This is a genomic window from Rhodocyclus tenuis (assembly GCF_014197755.1).
Classification (GTDB): domain Bacteria; phylum Pseudomonadota; class Gammaproteobacteria; order Burkholderiales; family Rhodocyclaceae; genus Rhodocyclus; species Rhodocyclus tenuis.
The window spans coordinates 105,755-120,090 of sequence record NZ_JACIGE010000008.1 but is presented as its reverse complement, the minus strand read 5'-3'; the positions used below and the strand labels follow the sequence as shown (position 1 = coordinate 120,090).

The window sequence follows — 14,336 nt, the reverse complement described above, 5'->3', positions numbered from 1 at the left end:
AACCGCCAGCGCCGCGAATGCCTTTGCAAACTGCCCTCTGGAGAGTCCTCCGGGGGTGCGGGGGCAGAGCCCCTGCGGCCGCGTGGTCTGGGGTGGGGGTGGTTTTGCTGGTCATAGTTGCCTCCTTTCGTTTGATAATCTGCCCTCCGGAGCCGCCTCGCACGAAGTCGACGGCCCCCGTCCGCCCGCAGGGCGGCGGCGAGTTGCAAGGTGCCGTGACAGCCGGGAATTCGAAGCCGAGCATTACCGGAGCCGCCCGCAGGGCGGCGAGGATAAGGCGCAGGCTGAGCCGGCTGGCGCGGCAGCTTGCTTTGCGAGACGAGGGGGCCGGCGACTTTGGGCGGCTCCGGAGGACAGATGCGAAAGGGCAGCGAGCAGCGAAACGGACTCCCCCACCGAGACCAACGCGCGACTCGCTTGCGAGTCGCACTCCATCGCGCCGGCATGGCCGGGGCGATGCTCGATAGGATTTGAGGCGTTTTTGTGGTCGCGGACGCCCCATCCGCGACGACAAAACGCCCCGCAAGCGGAGCGCGCAGGCGGCTTTGCCGCCGAAGGGACAAGCGACCAGCGCCCGCAGGGCCGAGACGCCAGCGGCGGCTCGGGGCGAAGCCCGCCGGGCGCGGTCGCCGGCACCGCCGGCGATGGCCCATGATTTACGAGCTGCACGCAACAACGCAGTTACGCCGACATTGCGGAAATGTTAGGCGATGCTGCGGCCATGAACTCGAACCGCTCCCCTGCCCGCCGCCGCTGCGCCCAGCGCAGCAAATAGTCCCGCGCTGACGCGGACGGCGCCTTCTCGGCCATCAGCTCGATCTCCTCGATCGGCCCTTCCACCATGTCAACGAAATCCAGCTCCATCAGCCAGTCTGACGCCTCCTGCGTTTGCGGCAACGTAAACGGGAGTGCCACCACCGTCGTATCGATCATCATCAGCTCCTTCTAAGCGAAAAACATGCGCCGAGCCGCCGTGCTCCGGACGAACTCGGAAAAATGGAAAAACCGGCGCTGCTGGATCCGCTCAAAACAGAACCAGCTGCGCAGCGCCAGCACGGTAAAAACGGGCACGCCGGCCAACGCGTTCAGCGACCAGAGCCACTCGCCCGAAATCGCCGCGCCCGCCGCCGCGGCGACGAACATCCAGACCACAAAAGTGGTCAGCAGGGCGTGCCGCCGATACTGCTGGCCTCGCGCGGCAATGTCGGCCTCGGACAGCCCAAGCCGCGCCGCGGCCGAATCGAACGTCTCGACCCGGAAGCGGCGTTGCGCCGGCGCAGCAATCCCGGCCGCGAGCGACTGCAGCTCTCGATGCGTCGGCGCAACGCCGTCGCGAAAGCCGGCGACGGCGCGCCGCGCCGCGCTGGCCAAGGTCGAGATCCCGGTGATCTCGCCGGCGACGGCCCGGACGAGGCTGCGAGAGGCCGGGCGCGGAGCGCCCGGGGTGGTGGTGGTGGTGGTCGGCTTCATTTGCTTATCTCTCAGTGAATGTGCTGCGGTTTGGTGGCGAACAACAGCGTGGCGGCAAACTCCGGGTTCGCGTCGGTGGATTTCATTTGCATGGCGATCGTCGCGGCACACGTAGCGTCTTCGAGTAGGTCCGGTTTCCGTCGCGCCTGTCGCGCCATTTTTTTTGCCGCTTGGATCGAGTCTGGGTCGCACTCGAACCGCGTGCGATGCGAAACGAATTCGCATGCTTTCGCGATGTCGTTGGTGTCTTGGATCTTCGCGGCCAGGAGGGTCACGCAGCCCAGCGTGATAAGTTCTTCGCGCGTCATGTAACTGGCAAAAGCGCGCGCCAATTCGACGATCCTGCTTTTCCTGGCGTTGCTCATGGTCATTTGGTTTCCGCTCCCGTTGACTTGGTTGACTTGCCGGACGACACCTCGGCGTCGCTCTTTATGCCCTCGAATTTCCGGTCCTCGCCGCCCGTCGGCGGCGACTTCGGATCGTCGGGCTTTTTGCCGCCGCGGCCGAGGCCGCGTGCGCCCATGGCGCCCGCGCCAACCGTCGCGCCGGCCGCGGCCATCGCACCGCCGACGCCTGCGGTCGCGCCAGCGGTGTTGCCGACGTCGCTGCCGAACTGACCGCCGAGCCACGCGAAGACTTGCGTTGGGATGGTGGTGAGCAGGCTTGCAGCAAACTCGATGATGGCCATGTTGAGCTTGTAGATGACGACGACACCGCCAACCAACACGACGAGGGCGAGGAAGTTGCCGCCGGCGCTGGCGCTCATCGCGGACAGCGCCGACTGGATGAACCCATTGCCCCATCCGGCCAAAACGCTCATCAGCGCGCCGGCGGCTGTTACAGCGATGACGAGGATCGCGGGGCGGAACAGCAAGTTGAGCAGGAAGATGTAACCGTGGGTCGTGCGCTGGCCCATCCCCTCGCCCTCAGGATCGAGGTGAACAAGGGCCCACAGGGGTGCGGCGATCAGCGCTTCGATGACGACGACGAGCCAGGCGCCAATCGCGAAAACCCAAGCGAACGGAATAATCAACGGCGGCCAGATCATGAGCATGACGGCGAGTGTCGCGATCGGAATGCCGGCACCAAGGAACATCCCCGTCAGTGGCATCATGACCCCAGCAGCGCCCGCGAGCGTGAGGCTCAGGACACCGAGCCCGAGCAGTATTGCCAGCATCAGGGCGAGCAAAGTGAAGAGCTGGCTGGCGAGCCGTTGCATGCTGGCAATCGGGTTTGCGCCATCGATCTGGAGCAAGCCGGCGACGCCGCCGGCGTCGCGCAGCGCGCCGACGATTTTGTCCGAGATGCACTTGCCCGGGTCGAGCAAGCAGCTGCCGACACCAGTCACGTTGTCGACGGTCTTGCGCCAGACGCCGCGCGTGTCGGGTTGGGACGGTTGCGTTTGCTGTGGCATCGCATTGCCGGCCTGGATCTGCGACGCGGCGGCGCGCACGTAACTTCCGCCGGCCGCGAGCCAGCCGCCGGCTGCCGCGTCGGCGGCGTGCTGCGCGGACTGCGCGCCTCGCGCAACATCAAGCGCGCCGGCAACCGCGCCGCGAATCTTGGCGTTCGCGCGATCAATGATCGCGGGCACCGCGGCCGTGAATTCTGCGTCGATCTGATTGGACGCGGGATCGTCGGGATCGATCGTCGCGGCGCGCGCCGCCAAATTGCGGAACTCCGCGTCTGCCGCGCGCAGCGCCTCGACCGCGCCAGCGCGGGCGGCGGTCGCGAAGGCAGTGGCGGTCGCATCGGCAGGGACCGGCGGAAAGGGGATCTCGACTTGCGCGCAGGTGTTTTCGCGGTAACCGTCGGCGGCGGGGATTGCACCGAGCCGAGCGACAACGGCGTCGCCGGCGGGCGAGACGCCGACTTGGCTGGTCCAGATCACAGACAAGGATGGATCATCCTGCACGTTGGTTTTCCGCATCTGCACCTGCGACCGCCGGCGCTCAATGACGCAACGCCAGCCGTCCGCAAGTGACTCGACCGCGAGTCCCATGCCCGGCGCTGCCGGGGCGACGACGGCGGCGCCCGTCGGGGTGCTGGGCAGATGAGAGTAAACGGCGTTGCCGATGCCAATGCCGAGCGAGGCGGCGTAGGCCATCGCCAGCTGGGCGAGGTTCCACCCCTTCCAGACCGGCAACAGCATCGCTGCCCCGGTCACGGTCCGGATCGGCATCCAGAGCGTCGAATAGCGCTTGCCGAGGACTTCACCATCCCAGCTGCTCGAGGCGATTGCGCTGGTGATGTTCCAGGCAAACCAGGCCGACGCGATCGCCAGAATCGCAGTGTTGAACGCGAGAAACATGCCGTCGACAACTGGGTTCGCGGCTCCGCCGAAGATCCCGGATGCGCTGCCAAAAATCGCCGACAGCATTTGCAGCGCCGGGTCACTCGCTGCGGCCTCGTAACTCTGCAGCGCCGGCGTAGCGTCGGCCAGCGCGACGCCGGGGGCGGCGGCGATGAGAAGGAGCAGGAATCGGCGGATCATTTGTCGTCTCCACCTTGCACAAATCCGGGGGCTTTTCGCGTCGCGACGAAAAGCAATGCCAGCGCGACGCCGGGGGCGCTGGCGACAAACCACAACGGCGCCCCCGCTTCCGTGAACATCGGGATGAAAATCAGACCGATGAAAAAAACAACAAACGCATACACAGCCACCTGCAGTAGGCCGAAAAAAACACGATCTGCGCGACGCATATCAATCACCTCCAAGGGTCAGCGCCAACTCATCGGCAGGCGCGGTTTTTTGCACTTCGTCATGACGTCCATTTGCCGACAGGACTTCGTTCTCTACGGCAGCCCGGTCATCAACGAGAAGCAACTTTTCTGCCGCTTCTTTCTCCGCCGCTTGGCGATCGAATTGGGCTTCCAACAGGTAGTCGGCTGTGGTCTCTTTTTGATGTGATGCTGCAAGGGCGCGCGTCGCGTCTTTCAGACGCAACAGCAGTTCTTGCTGCTCTTTGGTCAGCCCCTCCAGCTTCGGATCCGGTGTGCGCCCTGTTCCGAGCGCAACATCAGAGTGCAGATCCAGCCACTCGCGCACAGTCCGGAACGATCGCTGGTTATCGGGCACGGGCTCGAGTCGCTGCTTCTTGGCGATTGCCTCCATCGCCTTCAGCATTCGTGCGGTCGCCTCACCATTACCGGCCTCTACCTCGAGCTGCTCGAGGTCTGCAGCGGTGAAGTAGAAGTGCGCCCGGTCTTTGTGCCGCGTGGATTGGACGTAGCCCATTTCGCGGTCACCTAGTCCGAATACGTAGCTCGCGCGCACTGTTGCGCCTTGCGATTTGTGCGTCGTGATCGCATAACCGAGCGCGAAATTGTTGTACACGCCTGCGAGCCCAGATTCCCGGGCGTTCTTGGCGAGGTCTCTGTCATCAGGATCGCCGACGAGGAAGCGAACCGATACCCCGGCGTCGGTGCGGACAGTCACGACGTGTCCAAGCTCAGTGAGGTCAATACGATCGACCGTGCCGAGCTGACCATTCATGACGCCGAGTCGCTTGCTGTTTTGGCCGAATAGCAGTCGGTCGCCCTCTCCGACCGCGAGCTTGCCCGCGGCTGTTGAGAGGGGTACCGAGTTGATAACCTCTCCGCCGGCAAAACGATGGGATTGGATGAGGGAGTTGAGCTCGGCCGCGTCGGCACGCGTCTTTGTGAGGATCAGTTTTGCGGCAGGATCAATCTCGTCGTCGAGCCAGCCGTTGACGAGCGCCGCGACAGATTCGTCTCGAGTGCGATCAACACGGACGAGACCTCGTTCGAGGTAATTGCGGATCGCCTCGCCGGCCTCGCCGGCGACAATCGCATTCGCGGCGAGGCGGTCATCCTCGGATCGCTGGCGGCGGTTCTCGACCAGTTCGGCATAGCGGCCGACAGCGCGCTGCAGCATCCGGAAGGCGCCTCCGGCGCTGATTGCCTGCAGTTGCTTTTCGTCGCCGACGAGGACGAGCTTCGCGCCAGCGTCGGCGCACTGCTGTGCAAGCCAGGACATGTCACGGGATCCGACCATCCCGGCCTCGTCACACACGAGGACGTCGCCGGCGCGCAGTTGCTGGGCTTCCAGCTTCTCAAGGGCGGTAGTGGCATCGGCGAGAAGATCAGCCGCCGCGACGACCCTTTGTTCGGCAGCCTCAAGCGATTTCTGCATGCGCTCAATCGTTTCGGGTTTGCGTGCAGACTCAAGGCGCGTTGCCAAGCGGTCGCGAATGTCGACTTGTTTTGCCAACCAATCGGCCGACTGATCGCGCCGCTCGCGAGCGCTGGCAATCGAGACGGGCAGAAATTGACGGGCGGCGATCGTCATCGAATCGATGCCAACTTCGGCCATGCCGGCGGTCGCCTTGCCAGCGAGTGCGCAGCCGAGCACCCGGCTACCCGCGCCGCGCCAGGCGTCGGCGGCAGCTTCCAGCATGGTCGTCTTTCCTGCCCCGGCAGCGCCACGCACAATCGCCAGCGCGCCGGTATCAGAAGTGACGTGCATCAGTGCGGCGCGCTGCTCAGGCGCCAAGGCGAATCCCTTACGCGCCTCGAATGCGGCGATCGCCGCATCCACCGCCGGCACATCAACGGCAACGGAATTGTCGGCGTCCATGCGCTGTGCGCGCTCGGCGAGCGCCGTTTCGAGCAGCCACATCTGGCGGGTGGTGTAGTGCCGTTCGGTGGCGCGCGGATCGCGCGCATCGCAGTCGGCAAGCTCAGGAGGGCGACGAAGAGGCAGCAGCTCGCGCTGGATCATCAGCCGCGCGACGTAGGCACGAATGCCCTCGTCGTCGAGCACGCCCTGCGCGGCGACGGCGACGGATTGATAGATCCTGTGTTCGGTGAAGACACTGTCGTGTTCGGTAATTGCGCGAAAAATCGCGTCCGGCGAGAGTGGATTGGCTGGATCAGACAGGTCGCCGAGCAAAGCATCGAGGTCGATTCCGGGCATGTCGGCCGGCGCAACAACCGGGTCAGGAGCACGAACCGGCGCGGGTTGGTCAGCCGGAACATCCTGTGCGGCCGCCACTTCGTCTTCGCGAAGGTTCAGCTTTTTCTTGCTGTTCTTATTCAGCCACTCTCGCACCTGGCGAAAATCGAACTTTTGCTCAGCCTTGGGCGCTGAGGGATTGAGTGGCTTGACCGGATCGATCTTGTCGCCGCGCGTCGCGCCGGCGGCGATGATTTTTTCCATCGCGGCGACCATGCCGGCGGTCGCGTGCTCTCCGAGTCGAGGTCCGGGCTCATGCTCAGGCGCGGTAGCGTGAGCTTGTATCCGTGCGGCGTCCGCGCAACTCTGCGCCTGAGACTGCGCCTGGCGAGCGGCGGCCGCGACCGCGGTCTTCGCCGCGCGTGCTTGGGCTTCTGCGGCAACCTCAGCAGAGCGCAGCGCTTCGATAGATTCGGCGGTGACGCCGTGCTCGGCGGCCGTCGCCGCCCATTCCGCTCGCAACTCGGATTGGGTCGAGTCTTCCTTGCCGCGCCGCGTTGCCCGAGCGGCCACCGCTGCCGCTTTGGCTGTGGCGTGTCCGAACTCGGCGAGCGCTTGCCGAATCTGCCCTGCGCGCGTCGACCACGACTGCAGGAGCGCGTCAGGCAGGCCGGCAAGACGAAAGCTGTCGCCGTCGCGTTCCGTCGCGAAGCCGAGCTTCTGCATTTCGGCGGCGAGGACCGAACGATAGAGCGCGCCTGCTGCCATCTTCCAGCGCGCGTCGAAGTCGATCGCGCAAACTGATCCGTCCGCGCGCAGGCCCATGTTGGCAACTGGGCAGTGAGTGTGCAGCTGAGGTTCTTTTTCGCGCGACGTACCGTGTTGATATCGGGCCGCAAGGACCGACGTGATTGGCGACGGGTTCTGCCGATCGCGGCTGGTGAACGCCCGCTCCTCGAGGAATTTCAACGCGGCGATCGCGGCAGCTTCCTGGGCACGCTCGATCGCGGCTCTGGTATCCTCGTTCGCAACCGCCCAAACAGAGCTGACGCTCTTCGGGGCGGAGAACGTGAGGTCCCATCCGGCTTTATGCTGATCGCCGGCGTTGTAGGCCAATGCTTCGCCCGTGCGAGGGTGATACCCCTGGAGCATTCTCAGCAACTCGCCCTGCTGCAGGTCGCCTTGCAAGCCCAGCGCTGACGCAAGCTGCCCTGCCCAGCGTCCGGCGTCCTGCTCACCAGCATAGTAGTCTTCGCGCCCCTGCCGGCTGACTTCGCTTTCCTGGTATTCGGCATAGCCGGACGCGACTTCGCCGGCACCGATAGGTGCAATACTCAACATGCGGGCCCCTCCTCCATCGCTTCATCAGCAGATTGCTGTGCAGCCATTTTTTGTTTTTTTGCGCGGAGCTTCGCCAGGGCGCCGCCCTGCGGTGCGGCGATAATTTTTGTCTCGACGACGGCCGGAGTTTTGGCGGCTTCGGCGATATCGCCGAGCAGTTTTACTGCCGAGACCACCCCGCCGGTCGCGCCGTCGGCGAGGCCAAGCGCTGCGTCGAGTTCGGCAAGTGATGGCGCCGCCGTGTGGTGGATGGCTGCATCGGCAAGCAACTCACCGGATTCGTTTTTGGCCTTGTCTTCGGAGAGGTCGGACAGGACATCAAGCGGATCGCGCGCGGTCGGTAAAACCAGCGGTTGCGTCTGATCGATTTTGATTTTGTCGGGGTCGTCACTGACGACAACAGGGGCGACTTTAGTCGCGCTGGCCTGCTCGGCGACTTCCTGCTCGCCCTGCTCGTCGTCGTCACGATCGTCGCGCTGCAAGGGCTCGGCGGTAGCGAGTCCCGCCTCGGCTGCCATTTGCTGAGTGAGCGAAGCGTCGCTTGGAATACGGGATTCCGAAGGGAAAGCAGTCCAAGGCGAAAGCACACTCGCCGGACGGAGAGTCGGCAGCGATGTAAAGGGGACGAGCAGGCGCAGGGCATAGCGACCGGTCAGCCACAAAATCCGCACGCCCCCAGCGCGAGGATCTGGGCCAAGATCACCGGCCAAGTCGGCTGGCATGACGACGGGCTCGGTGCTACGGCTGGTCGAGTAGGTCATCCCGACGCCGCTGCGGATGATGCCGCCCTGTTGCGCGCCGGGGGTGACGGAGACTTGCTCGCGCTCTACTTCGCGCTCACCGACGATGCGAGTAGCGACGAATTCGGCAGTCTCGCCCTGCGTCCTCCCGATGAGCACGTTGCCGACCATGCTCAGCCAGCCGGCGGCCTTGTGCGCGTCGTAGACACTTTTGAGCATGTCCAGCGACTGCGCAACAAGCACGACTCGAACACCCTTCGACCGGCCAACAGCGATCAGCGTCTCGACTGGATCAATGCGACCAAGCTGCGGGAACTCGTCGAGGAAAAACCAGAGGCGGCGCGTTTTGGACTCAGGCATCAACGGCGAAGCGACGATCTGCGACGCCAGGCCGATGATTGCGGCGTTGACGGCTCGCCCCAGCTGCTCGAACTGGCCGGAACTCTGCAGGATGATGGTTCTGGTTCGCTTGCCTTTGCCGGCAAGCCAGCGCGTGATTGCAAATCCCTCGCCCGGAGCCGGTGGCGTCGGCCATGCGACAGCAAGGTCAAAAATCGGGCTCAGAAACGACATCATTGAAATGAGGATGCCGGTAGTCGTGACGTTCTGCCCTTCGATCGCTCTGATCGCTTCCGGATTGCAGCGCTGCATGATGGGCAGTAATTCGGCCATTGGAAGCGCTGCACCGCGTGCAAGGTCGGCGACCCCCCACCGACCTGGCTTCTCAAGTTGGCAGTTAATGACAAGTCCAGTCAGGACTTGACGGGCGGCCGATGACCACATCGGCGATTGCTTGTTTTCGGGGACAACGCGCGCTGCAAATTCGCGGGCGGCCGACTTCGTCGACACGTCCTCCGCTACGTTCCAGACCTCGCCGCGCCGATCCCAGGGCGCGACAAGGAGGATATTTTTGAGTCCGGCGGTGAAGTCGCCTTTCACGTCGTGTATCAAAATCGAGTCGCGACGCGCCTGCGCGGCGAGGATCCAGGGCAACAGCGTCTGCGTCTTGCCGCTCCCGACGCCACCCAGGAAAAAAACGTGTTCCGGCTCGCGTATCAACGACAAGGGCGGCAAATCGGGATGGATCTGCAGGCCATCGGCCGGCGACATTTCGCGGGCAAAAAGCCGGGCGGCTTCCTTTGCATCGGAGATGTATCTGCGCCCGCGAAGGTGCTTTGCGCCCCCGTCGTGGGTGGCAGTCGCGTGATTGCGATACGTCACAAGGCCGACGGCGGCGGCGACGACTAGGGCGGCGGCGGCAGGAATTGAGACACGGAGCAAAAACTGCCAAGGCGCCGAGAGAATCAAGGCCGGCTGCTTGATTAGCGTCCAGAGTAACGACAGCCAACCGTCGGGCGATCCGACTCTAGCAATGTTGGCTGCGTCGAGCGCGGCCCATGAGGCCACGCCGCCGCAGACAAACACCAGCAGGCCAAGCGCCAAAGAAGCGATGATCCACGTTGGCATGATGTTGCAAAACAGTTATGCGAGGTTGCAAGGGAGAGACGCGAGGATCGAGCGGTAGCGCGGATCGTGCGTCGGCGAAAATCGCTGCAGCACGAACTCGATCGCAGCACGACCGTCGAGCTGCTCTTCCTCATCGGCGATGACAAGCAAGCGCGCCAATCGCGCGATTTCGAGGCCGAGCTCACGAAGCCCTTGCGCGTCTCTGCCTTCGGGGCTGCGGACGTTTTGCCACTGCTCCCCGATCAAAGAGACAAAAATGTGGGCAGCGACAACGGCCGCTTCGCCGACGCCATCAGGGTCTGCCACAGGATCCGCCGGCGCGGCCTCGACCAACAGGCGGGCGAAACAGTAATAGGCGAGGCTCTCGCGAGCCCGGGCAGACAACGAGGCGGTAGTCATGCTGCCTCCAGAATCTGCTGGAGGAGGCCAGCGAGCTTGCGATCGATGGCTGCCTCGAGATCGTTTGCAACGCGGCGAACGCGCGCCGACTCGGCCTCGGCATTGATTGCTGCACTGACCAGGGCGCGCACGGTCGCGGCAGGTGCTGCACCGGCTTCGCGCGCCCGACGCTCCACCTCGGCGGCGACGACGAGGGGCAGACGGACGGTGTAACTTTTGGTGCTCATTCTGATTTCGCTCCTGTCTGTAAACCCCGCCAGAACTGGCGGTGACAAGAAGCACTTTACCGATGTTTTTCAGGAGCGCAATGCACCTAACGCCATGTTTTTGTTCGCTTTATTTCTGTATTGCGCCCACAATACAAAAATAATTGGCGGTACGAAAATGACGCGGAATTGTTCATCGGCGGGCATTGCGCGGTTTTTTTGCCGTTTGCGTTTTGTTTGAATAACGGGCGTCCTACGATACAAAACCACGCCCCAAAAAAATATTTCAATCGATCAGCAATGAATCGATTTGCGCAAGCTATCGCGTAACGGCGGCGACGATGGTTGCCGAACGGGCAGCGCATCTGGCACTAAGGGCGACGCGCCCGAGTCCTGGAATCCTGCATCGAAGCGGCGTCGAGTCGATCCCGAGAGAGAGGCGGCGGAGCTTCCACAAGACGGAATGACGCCACGACGGTAACGCGCGGTGCCAAGGGATGCAGCACCGAGCGCCACGGGCGGCGGCGGCGGCGCCGCATTCAGTACTCCTGAAATTGCCGGAAAGCCGGCGCGGCAAGGCTTTGCCGGCGGCAGCGATCTGGCTTTTTCGGAGAGCGCACAACGTGCAGCGCTTCGGTTTTTTGAGTCGCGAAGCGACGGCAACTGATTACCCAATTGGGAGTCAGGTGTGATTGATGCTCAAAACGAAGCGAAGCGCGAAGCGCGGAAGCGAGAAAAAAGCGCCGATCCGCTAAAGCGGATCGGCGGAGAAGAGATGCGTTGCAGCGGCTCCGCCGCTGCAACGCAAAGAAGAAGCGACAAGGCGCCAAAACGTCGTCACCGGGGGCACCCCCTACCCCGCGACGCGAAAACGCCTCCAGAAGCCCGCATAGCGCATTACGCCGCCCGCGCCGCACGTCGCGCCCGGACCGAATCAAGCACCCGATTCCCCGCCGCCAGTGTTTCCGGGTCGGTCTCAAGAGGCCGCGACGCGATAGCCCGCTGCTCTTCCCGGCGCGCATCGGCGGCGAGGGCCGCGCGGTAATCGGCGAGCTGCACCAGGTCATCATCGGTCGGCCCGGCAGCATCGAGCCGCTTGCGGAGCGTCGCGGCAAAGCCGCCACGGTTTTTGATTTGCCGCCCTGCCCTACCCTCTGCCCAGACCGCGGCAGCGATCTGCTCATCCCATCTTGAACCACCACCACCGAGGGGGTTGGTGGTGGTGGTTAATACCGGTTGGTCAACTACCTTCTGGTAATCCCCCCCGCCGGCATCCATGCGTTTGCCATCCATGCTTTTTGGGGGGATGGTTGAGCCATTCCCCCTTTTTGGGGGGATGGCATACAGCGGGGCGTCCGTCACAGCGTTCCGCCACTCAAACCGCCCCATCCCCTCGCCCTCCTTCCGCCTGGTTCTCTCGCTCTCGAAAAACCCGGCTGCCCGCAGTTCGTCGCGGATCCGCGGCCATGTTTTTTCGGTCAAACCGAGCACGCGGCACATGTGCCCGATGCGTATCTCCCAGTCGGTCGGTCGGCCGAGCAGCCAAGCCAGCACCAAGCGCGCACCGAACGACATGCCGACAGCCTCGAGCACCGCGTCGGGTACCGACGACCAGCTCTGTCGCCGGTGGACACGAATCGTGCCTCCAGCCTCGCCGCTCATGATTGCCGCCCTGCTGCGTCGATGCTGCGCGACTGCTGCGCGGCAGCAGCGCGCTGCTGCAGTCGCCACTCCCTGACGCTCAACCCGGCGGCCCTCGCGCGCACTTCCTCTTCGCGGCTCGGCCGGCCGCGAAGCGCAGGCGCCGGTGCCGTGGATGCTGCTGCCGAGGGCGTGGGTATGCCGCTACCGGCCGGAATCATCGCCAGCGGTGGGGTCCAGCCAGCAGCTTGCAGCTGCTCGGCCAGGTAGCTCACCAGTGCTCCCGCGGGCACAAAGTTCTGCCGGCCACGTTTGATCAACGCCAGGGGGAACCGGCCCTGGCAGATCAGGTTACGAGACGTCTTGCCATTACCACCCACAAACTCCCAGCCCTGCGCGGCTGGGATGAGCGCGCGGCCGGGGAAGGCAGCGGCAACGCTGGCCGCTGCGTATTGAATCAGTCTGTCCATTTTGTCCTCACTGACTGCATGGCGCCGTGTAGCGGCGCGACGGCGGCGCAAAGGCGCCGCAAGGCGGTCAAGCGAGGGACAGACGCGGGGGAGGTGCGCGGGGCGCAGCAGTGAGTGATGAGAAGCGCGAAGCCGGCCGCACGACCGCTTGAGGCGGCGGCAGTCGCCACGTGCGAAGCGACTCGAGAACGACGGCAGTCTGTCCGAGCAGCAGCGCGATCGCCAGACCTGCAAGCCACACGGTGGCGAGGGCGGCAAGACCGGGCGCAAGCAGATCGCCAGCACCGGCGACCTGGGCGAGCGCGAACCCGATCGCCAGCAGCCCGGCGAGGACGCCGCAGGCGGCGGAAAGCCGGCGGCAAGTGTGCGCGTGGTCGTGTCGCATTACGCAAATCTATCGCCGATGGCGGAGAATTGCAATAACGCGTTTAAGTTCAATGCGTTACATAGTACGCACTGCGTACTATGTTAGATCAGACGGGGACAAAACCGGGACAGCTTGCGGGTGGCGTCGAATTACGCACCGGGACAAACGGGGACAATTCGGGGACACTCAGCCCGAAAAACGGGCAAAAAAATAGCCGACTCTTGAGGTCGGCTACTTTCAAACCCCTTGAATTTACAAGGAATTTTGGGGCGACATACCGGGATCGAACCGGTGACACCTGGAATCACAATCCAGTGCTCTACCAACTGAGCTAATGCCGCCATTGTTCTGGCGCGCCCGGCGAGACTCGAACTCACAACCCCCGGCTTAGAAGGCCGGTGCTCTATCCGGTTGAGCTACGGGCGCCAATGGCCGACGCTACGGCAGCCGATCAGGTCGAGATGTTCGAAAACTATGCTTCGCCGAAACGCTCGGGAGATTACAGTTGCTGGTCGGGGTGAAAGGATTCGAACCTTCGACCCTCTGATCCCAAATCAGATGCGCTACCAGGCTGCGCTACACCCCGAAGAAGCGCGCATTCTACCGACAGCTTTCCCGGAAAGCAACGCCGAGAAGCAGTAAAACTTTCACGCGCGCCGGATCGTCGACAGCGCGGGCAAGGCAGACATAATTTCCGCCAGCAGCAGCACCGGCGGACAATTCTTTCGTCATCGATTTTGGCTTCGGCAGGCGCTGCCGATGAAGAGAGGAAACATTGCTTGCGGCGGATCGGCGATTCTGATATTTAATCGCCTTTCGCAAAAAACGAACAGGCTCACATCATGTCCGCAGAACTGCACAAACCCTTTGCCCCCTACGTCCCGCAAGCCGGCGAGGAATACATGAACGGCAAGCAACTGGCGCATTTCCGTGCCATTCTTGCCGGCATCAAGGGCGACCTCATCACCGACATCGAGCGGACCGTGCATACGATGCAGGATGAAGCGACCGTCTTTGCCGACCCGAATGACCGGGCCAGCCAGGAAACCGACATCGCCATCGAATTGCGCAACCGCGACCGCGAACGCAAGCTGATCAAGAAGATTGACGAAGCGCTGGCAAGCATCGACAGCGGCGATTATGGCTACTGCGCCAGCTGCGGTGTCGAAATCGGCATCAAGCGCCTGGAGGCGCGGCCGACGGCAACACTGTGCATCGACTGCAAGACGCTGGAAGAAGTGCGCGAAAAGCAGGTCGCCAAGTAAGGGGGCGGATCGGCCGGCGAGGCGCACTGCGCGGCGCCGCCGGAGAGCAAGG

12 protein-coding genes and 3 tRNA genes are annotated in these 14,336 nt (G+C 63.7%); 1 reads left to right on the top strand and 14 read right to left on the bottom strand.

The features are described from left to right. Window positions 1–681: 681 nt before the first annotated feature. The 14 genes from GGD90_RS11660 to GGD90_RS11595 all read right to left on the bottom strand — a co-directional run bounded on the left by GGD90_RS11660 (window position 682) and on the right by GGD90_RS11595 (window position 13,605). Window positions 682–936 carry a hypothetical protein gene (locus tag GGD90_RS11660; RefSeq protein ID WP_153116897.1) on the bottom strand — a complete coding sequence of 85 codons (255 nt, stop codon included), beginning with the start codon at window positions 934–936 and terminating at the stop codon, window positions 682–684. Window positions 937–945: 9 nt separating this feature from the next. Next, complete coding sequence (locus GGD90_RS11655; RefSeq protein WP_153116898.1) at window positions 946–1,470, bottom strand: hypothetical protein; 525 nt, start codon at window positions 1,468–1,470, stop codon at window positions 946–948. 11 nt (window positions 1,471–1,481) lie between these two features. After that, window positions 1,482–1,841: a hypothetical protein gene (locus GGD90_RS11650; RefSeq protein ID WP_153116899.1), complete on the bottom strand. Its 360-nt coding sequence runs from the start codon at window positions 1,839–1,841 to the stop codon at window positions 1,482–1,484. Beyond that, a complete protein-coding gene (locus GGD90_RS11645; RefSeq protein WP_153116900.1) occupies window positions 1,838–3,964 on the bottom strand; it encodes a DotA/TraY family protein in 2,127 nt (708 codons plus the stop codon). The genes GGD90_RS11650 and GGD90_RS11645 overlap by 4 nt, the downstream gene beginning before the upstream one ends. Further along, window positions 3,961–4,188, bottom strand: a complete 228-nt coding sequence (locus GGD90_RS11640; RefSeq protein ID WP_153116901.1) for a hypothetical protein — start codon at window positions 4,186–4,188, stop codon at window positions 3,961–3,963. Before GGD90_RS11640 ends, GGD90_RS11645 begins: the two co-directional genes overlap by 4 nt. Further along, on the bottom strand, window positions 4,175–7,729 hold the full coding sequence (gene mobF, locus GGD90_RS11635; RefSeq protein WP_153116902.1) for a MobF family relaxase: 3,555 nt from the start codon (window positions 7,727–7,729) through the stop codon (window positions 4,175–4,177). The genes GGD90_RS11640 and mobF overlap by 14 nt, the downstream gene beginning before the upstream one ends. Next, on the bottom strand, window positions 7,723–9,936 hold the full coding sequence (locus GGD90_RS11630; protein ID WP_153116903.1) for a type IV secretion system DNA-binding domain-containing protein: 2,214 nt from the start codon (window positions 9,934–9,936) through the stop codon (window positions 7,723–7,725). Before GGD90_RS11630 ends, mobF begins: the two co-directional genes overlap by 7 nt. A gap of 15 nt (window positions 9,937–9,951) precedes the next feature. Beyond that, complete coding sequence (locus tag GGD90_RS11625; RefSeq protein WP_153116904.1) at window positions 9,952–10,335, bottom strand: hypothetical protein; 384 nt, start codon at window positions 10,333–10,335, stop codon at window positions 9,952–9,954. Next, complete coding sequence (locus tag GGD90_RS11620; RefSeq protein WP_153116905.1) at window positions 10,332–10,562, bottom strand: hypothetical protein; 231 nt, start codon at window positions 10,560–10,562, stop codon at window positions 10,332–10,334. The genes GGD90_RS11625 and GGD90_RS11620 overlap by 4 nt, the downstream gene beginning before the upstream one ends. An 876-nt stretch (window positions 10,563–11,438) precedes the next feature. Then, a complete protein-coding gene (locus tag GGD90_RS11615; protein ID WP_153116906.1) occupies window positions 11,439–12,203 on the bottom strand; it encodes a hypothetical protein in 765 nt (254 codons plus the stop codon). Beyond that, the gene (locus GGD90_RS11610) at window positions 12,200–12,652 is read right to left on the bottom strand and encodes a hypothetical protein (RefSeq protein WP_153116907.1); all 453 of its coding nucleotides are present in this window, start codon (window positions 12,650–12,652) and stop codon (window positions 12,200–12,202) included. Before GGD90_RS11610 ends, GGD90_RS11615 begins: the two co-directional genes overlap by 4 nt. A 632-nt stretch (window positions 12,653–13,284) precedes the next feature. Next, window positions 13,285–13,360 (bottom strand) — tRNA-His (locus GGD90_RS11605). Window positions 13,361–13,368: 8 nt separating this feature from the next. Next, window positions 13,369–13,445: transfer RNA gene (locus tag GGD90_RS11600), tRNA-Arg, on the bottom strand. An 83-nt stretch (window positions 13,446–13,528) separates the two neighbouring features. Next, window positions 13,529–13,605 (bottom strand) — tRNA-Pro (locus GGD90_RS11595). 256 nt (window positions 13,606–13,861) lie between these two features. Between GGD90_RS11595 and dksA the strand changes: the two genes are divergently transcribed. Beyond that, complete coding sequence (gene dksA / locus GGD90_RS11590; protein WP_153116908.1) at window positions 13,862–14,284, top strand: RNA polymerase-binding protein DksA; 423 nt, start codon at window positions 13,862–13,864, stop codon at window positions 14,282–14,284. The last annotated feature ends 52 nt before the right edge of the window (window positions 14,285–14,336 follow it).

Excerpts from the sequence above, each read along its gene's own strand:
- GGD90_RS11660 (WP_153116897.1), bottom strand. The coding sequence starts at position 936 with ATGATGATCGATACGACGGTGGTGGCACTCCCGTTTACGTTGCCGCAA.
- GGD90_RS11655 (WP_153116898.1), bottom strand. The coding sequence starts at position 1,470 with ATGAAGCCGACCACCACCACCACCACCCCGGGCGCTCCGCGCCCGGCC.
- GGD90_RS11650 (WP_153116899.1), bottom strand. The coding sequence starts at position 1,841 with ATGACCATGAGCAACGCCAGGAAAAGCAGGATCGTCGAATTGGCGCGC.
- GGD90_RS11645 (WP_153116900.1), bottom strand. The coding sequence starts at position 3,964 with ATGATCCGCCGATTCCTGCTCCTTCTCATCGCCGCCGCCCCCGGCGTC.
- mobF (WP_153116902.1), bottom strand. The coding sequence starts at position 7,729 with ATGTTGAGTATTGCACCTATCGGTGCCGGCGAAGTCGCGTCCGGCTAT.
- GGD90_RS11630 (WP_153116903.1), bottom strand. The coding sequence starts at position 9,936 with ATGCCAACGTGGATCATCGCTTCTTTGGCGCTTGGCCTGCTGGTGTTT.
- GGD90_RS11625 (WP_153116904.1), bottom strand. The coding sequence starts at position 10,335 with ATGACTACCGCCTCGTTGTCTGCCCGGGCTCGCGAGAGCCTCGCCTAT.
- GGD90_RS11620 (WP_153116905.1), bottom strand. The coding sequence starts at position 10,562 with ATGAGCACCAAAAGTTACACCGTCCGTCTGCCCCTCGTCGTCGCCGCC.
- GGD90_RS11615 (WP_153116906.1), bottom strand. The coding sequence starts at position 12,203 with ATGAGCGGCGAGGCTGGAGGCACGATTCGTGTCCACCGGCGACAGAGC.
- GGD90_RS11610 (WP_153116907.1), bottom strand. The coding sequence starts at position 12,652 with ATGGACAGACTGATTCAATACGCAGCGGCCAGCGTTGCCGCTGCCTTC.
- dksA (WP_153116908.1), top strand. The coding sequence starts at position 13,862 with ATGTCCGCAGAACTGCACAAACCCTTTGCCCCCTACGTCCCGCAAGCC.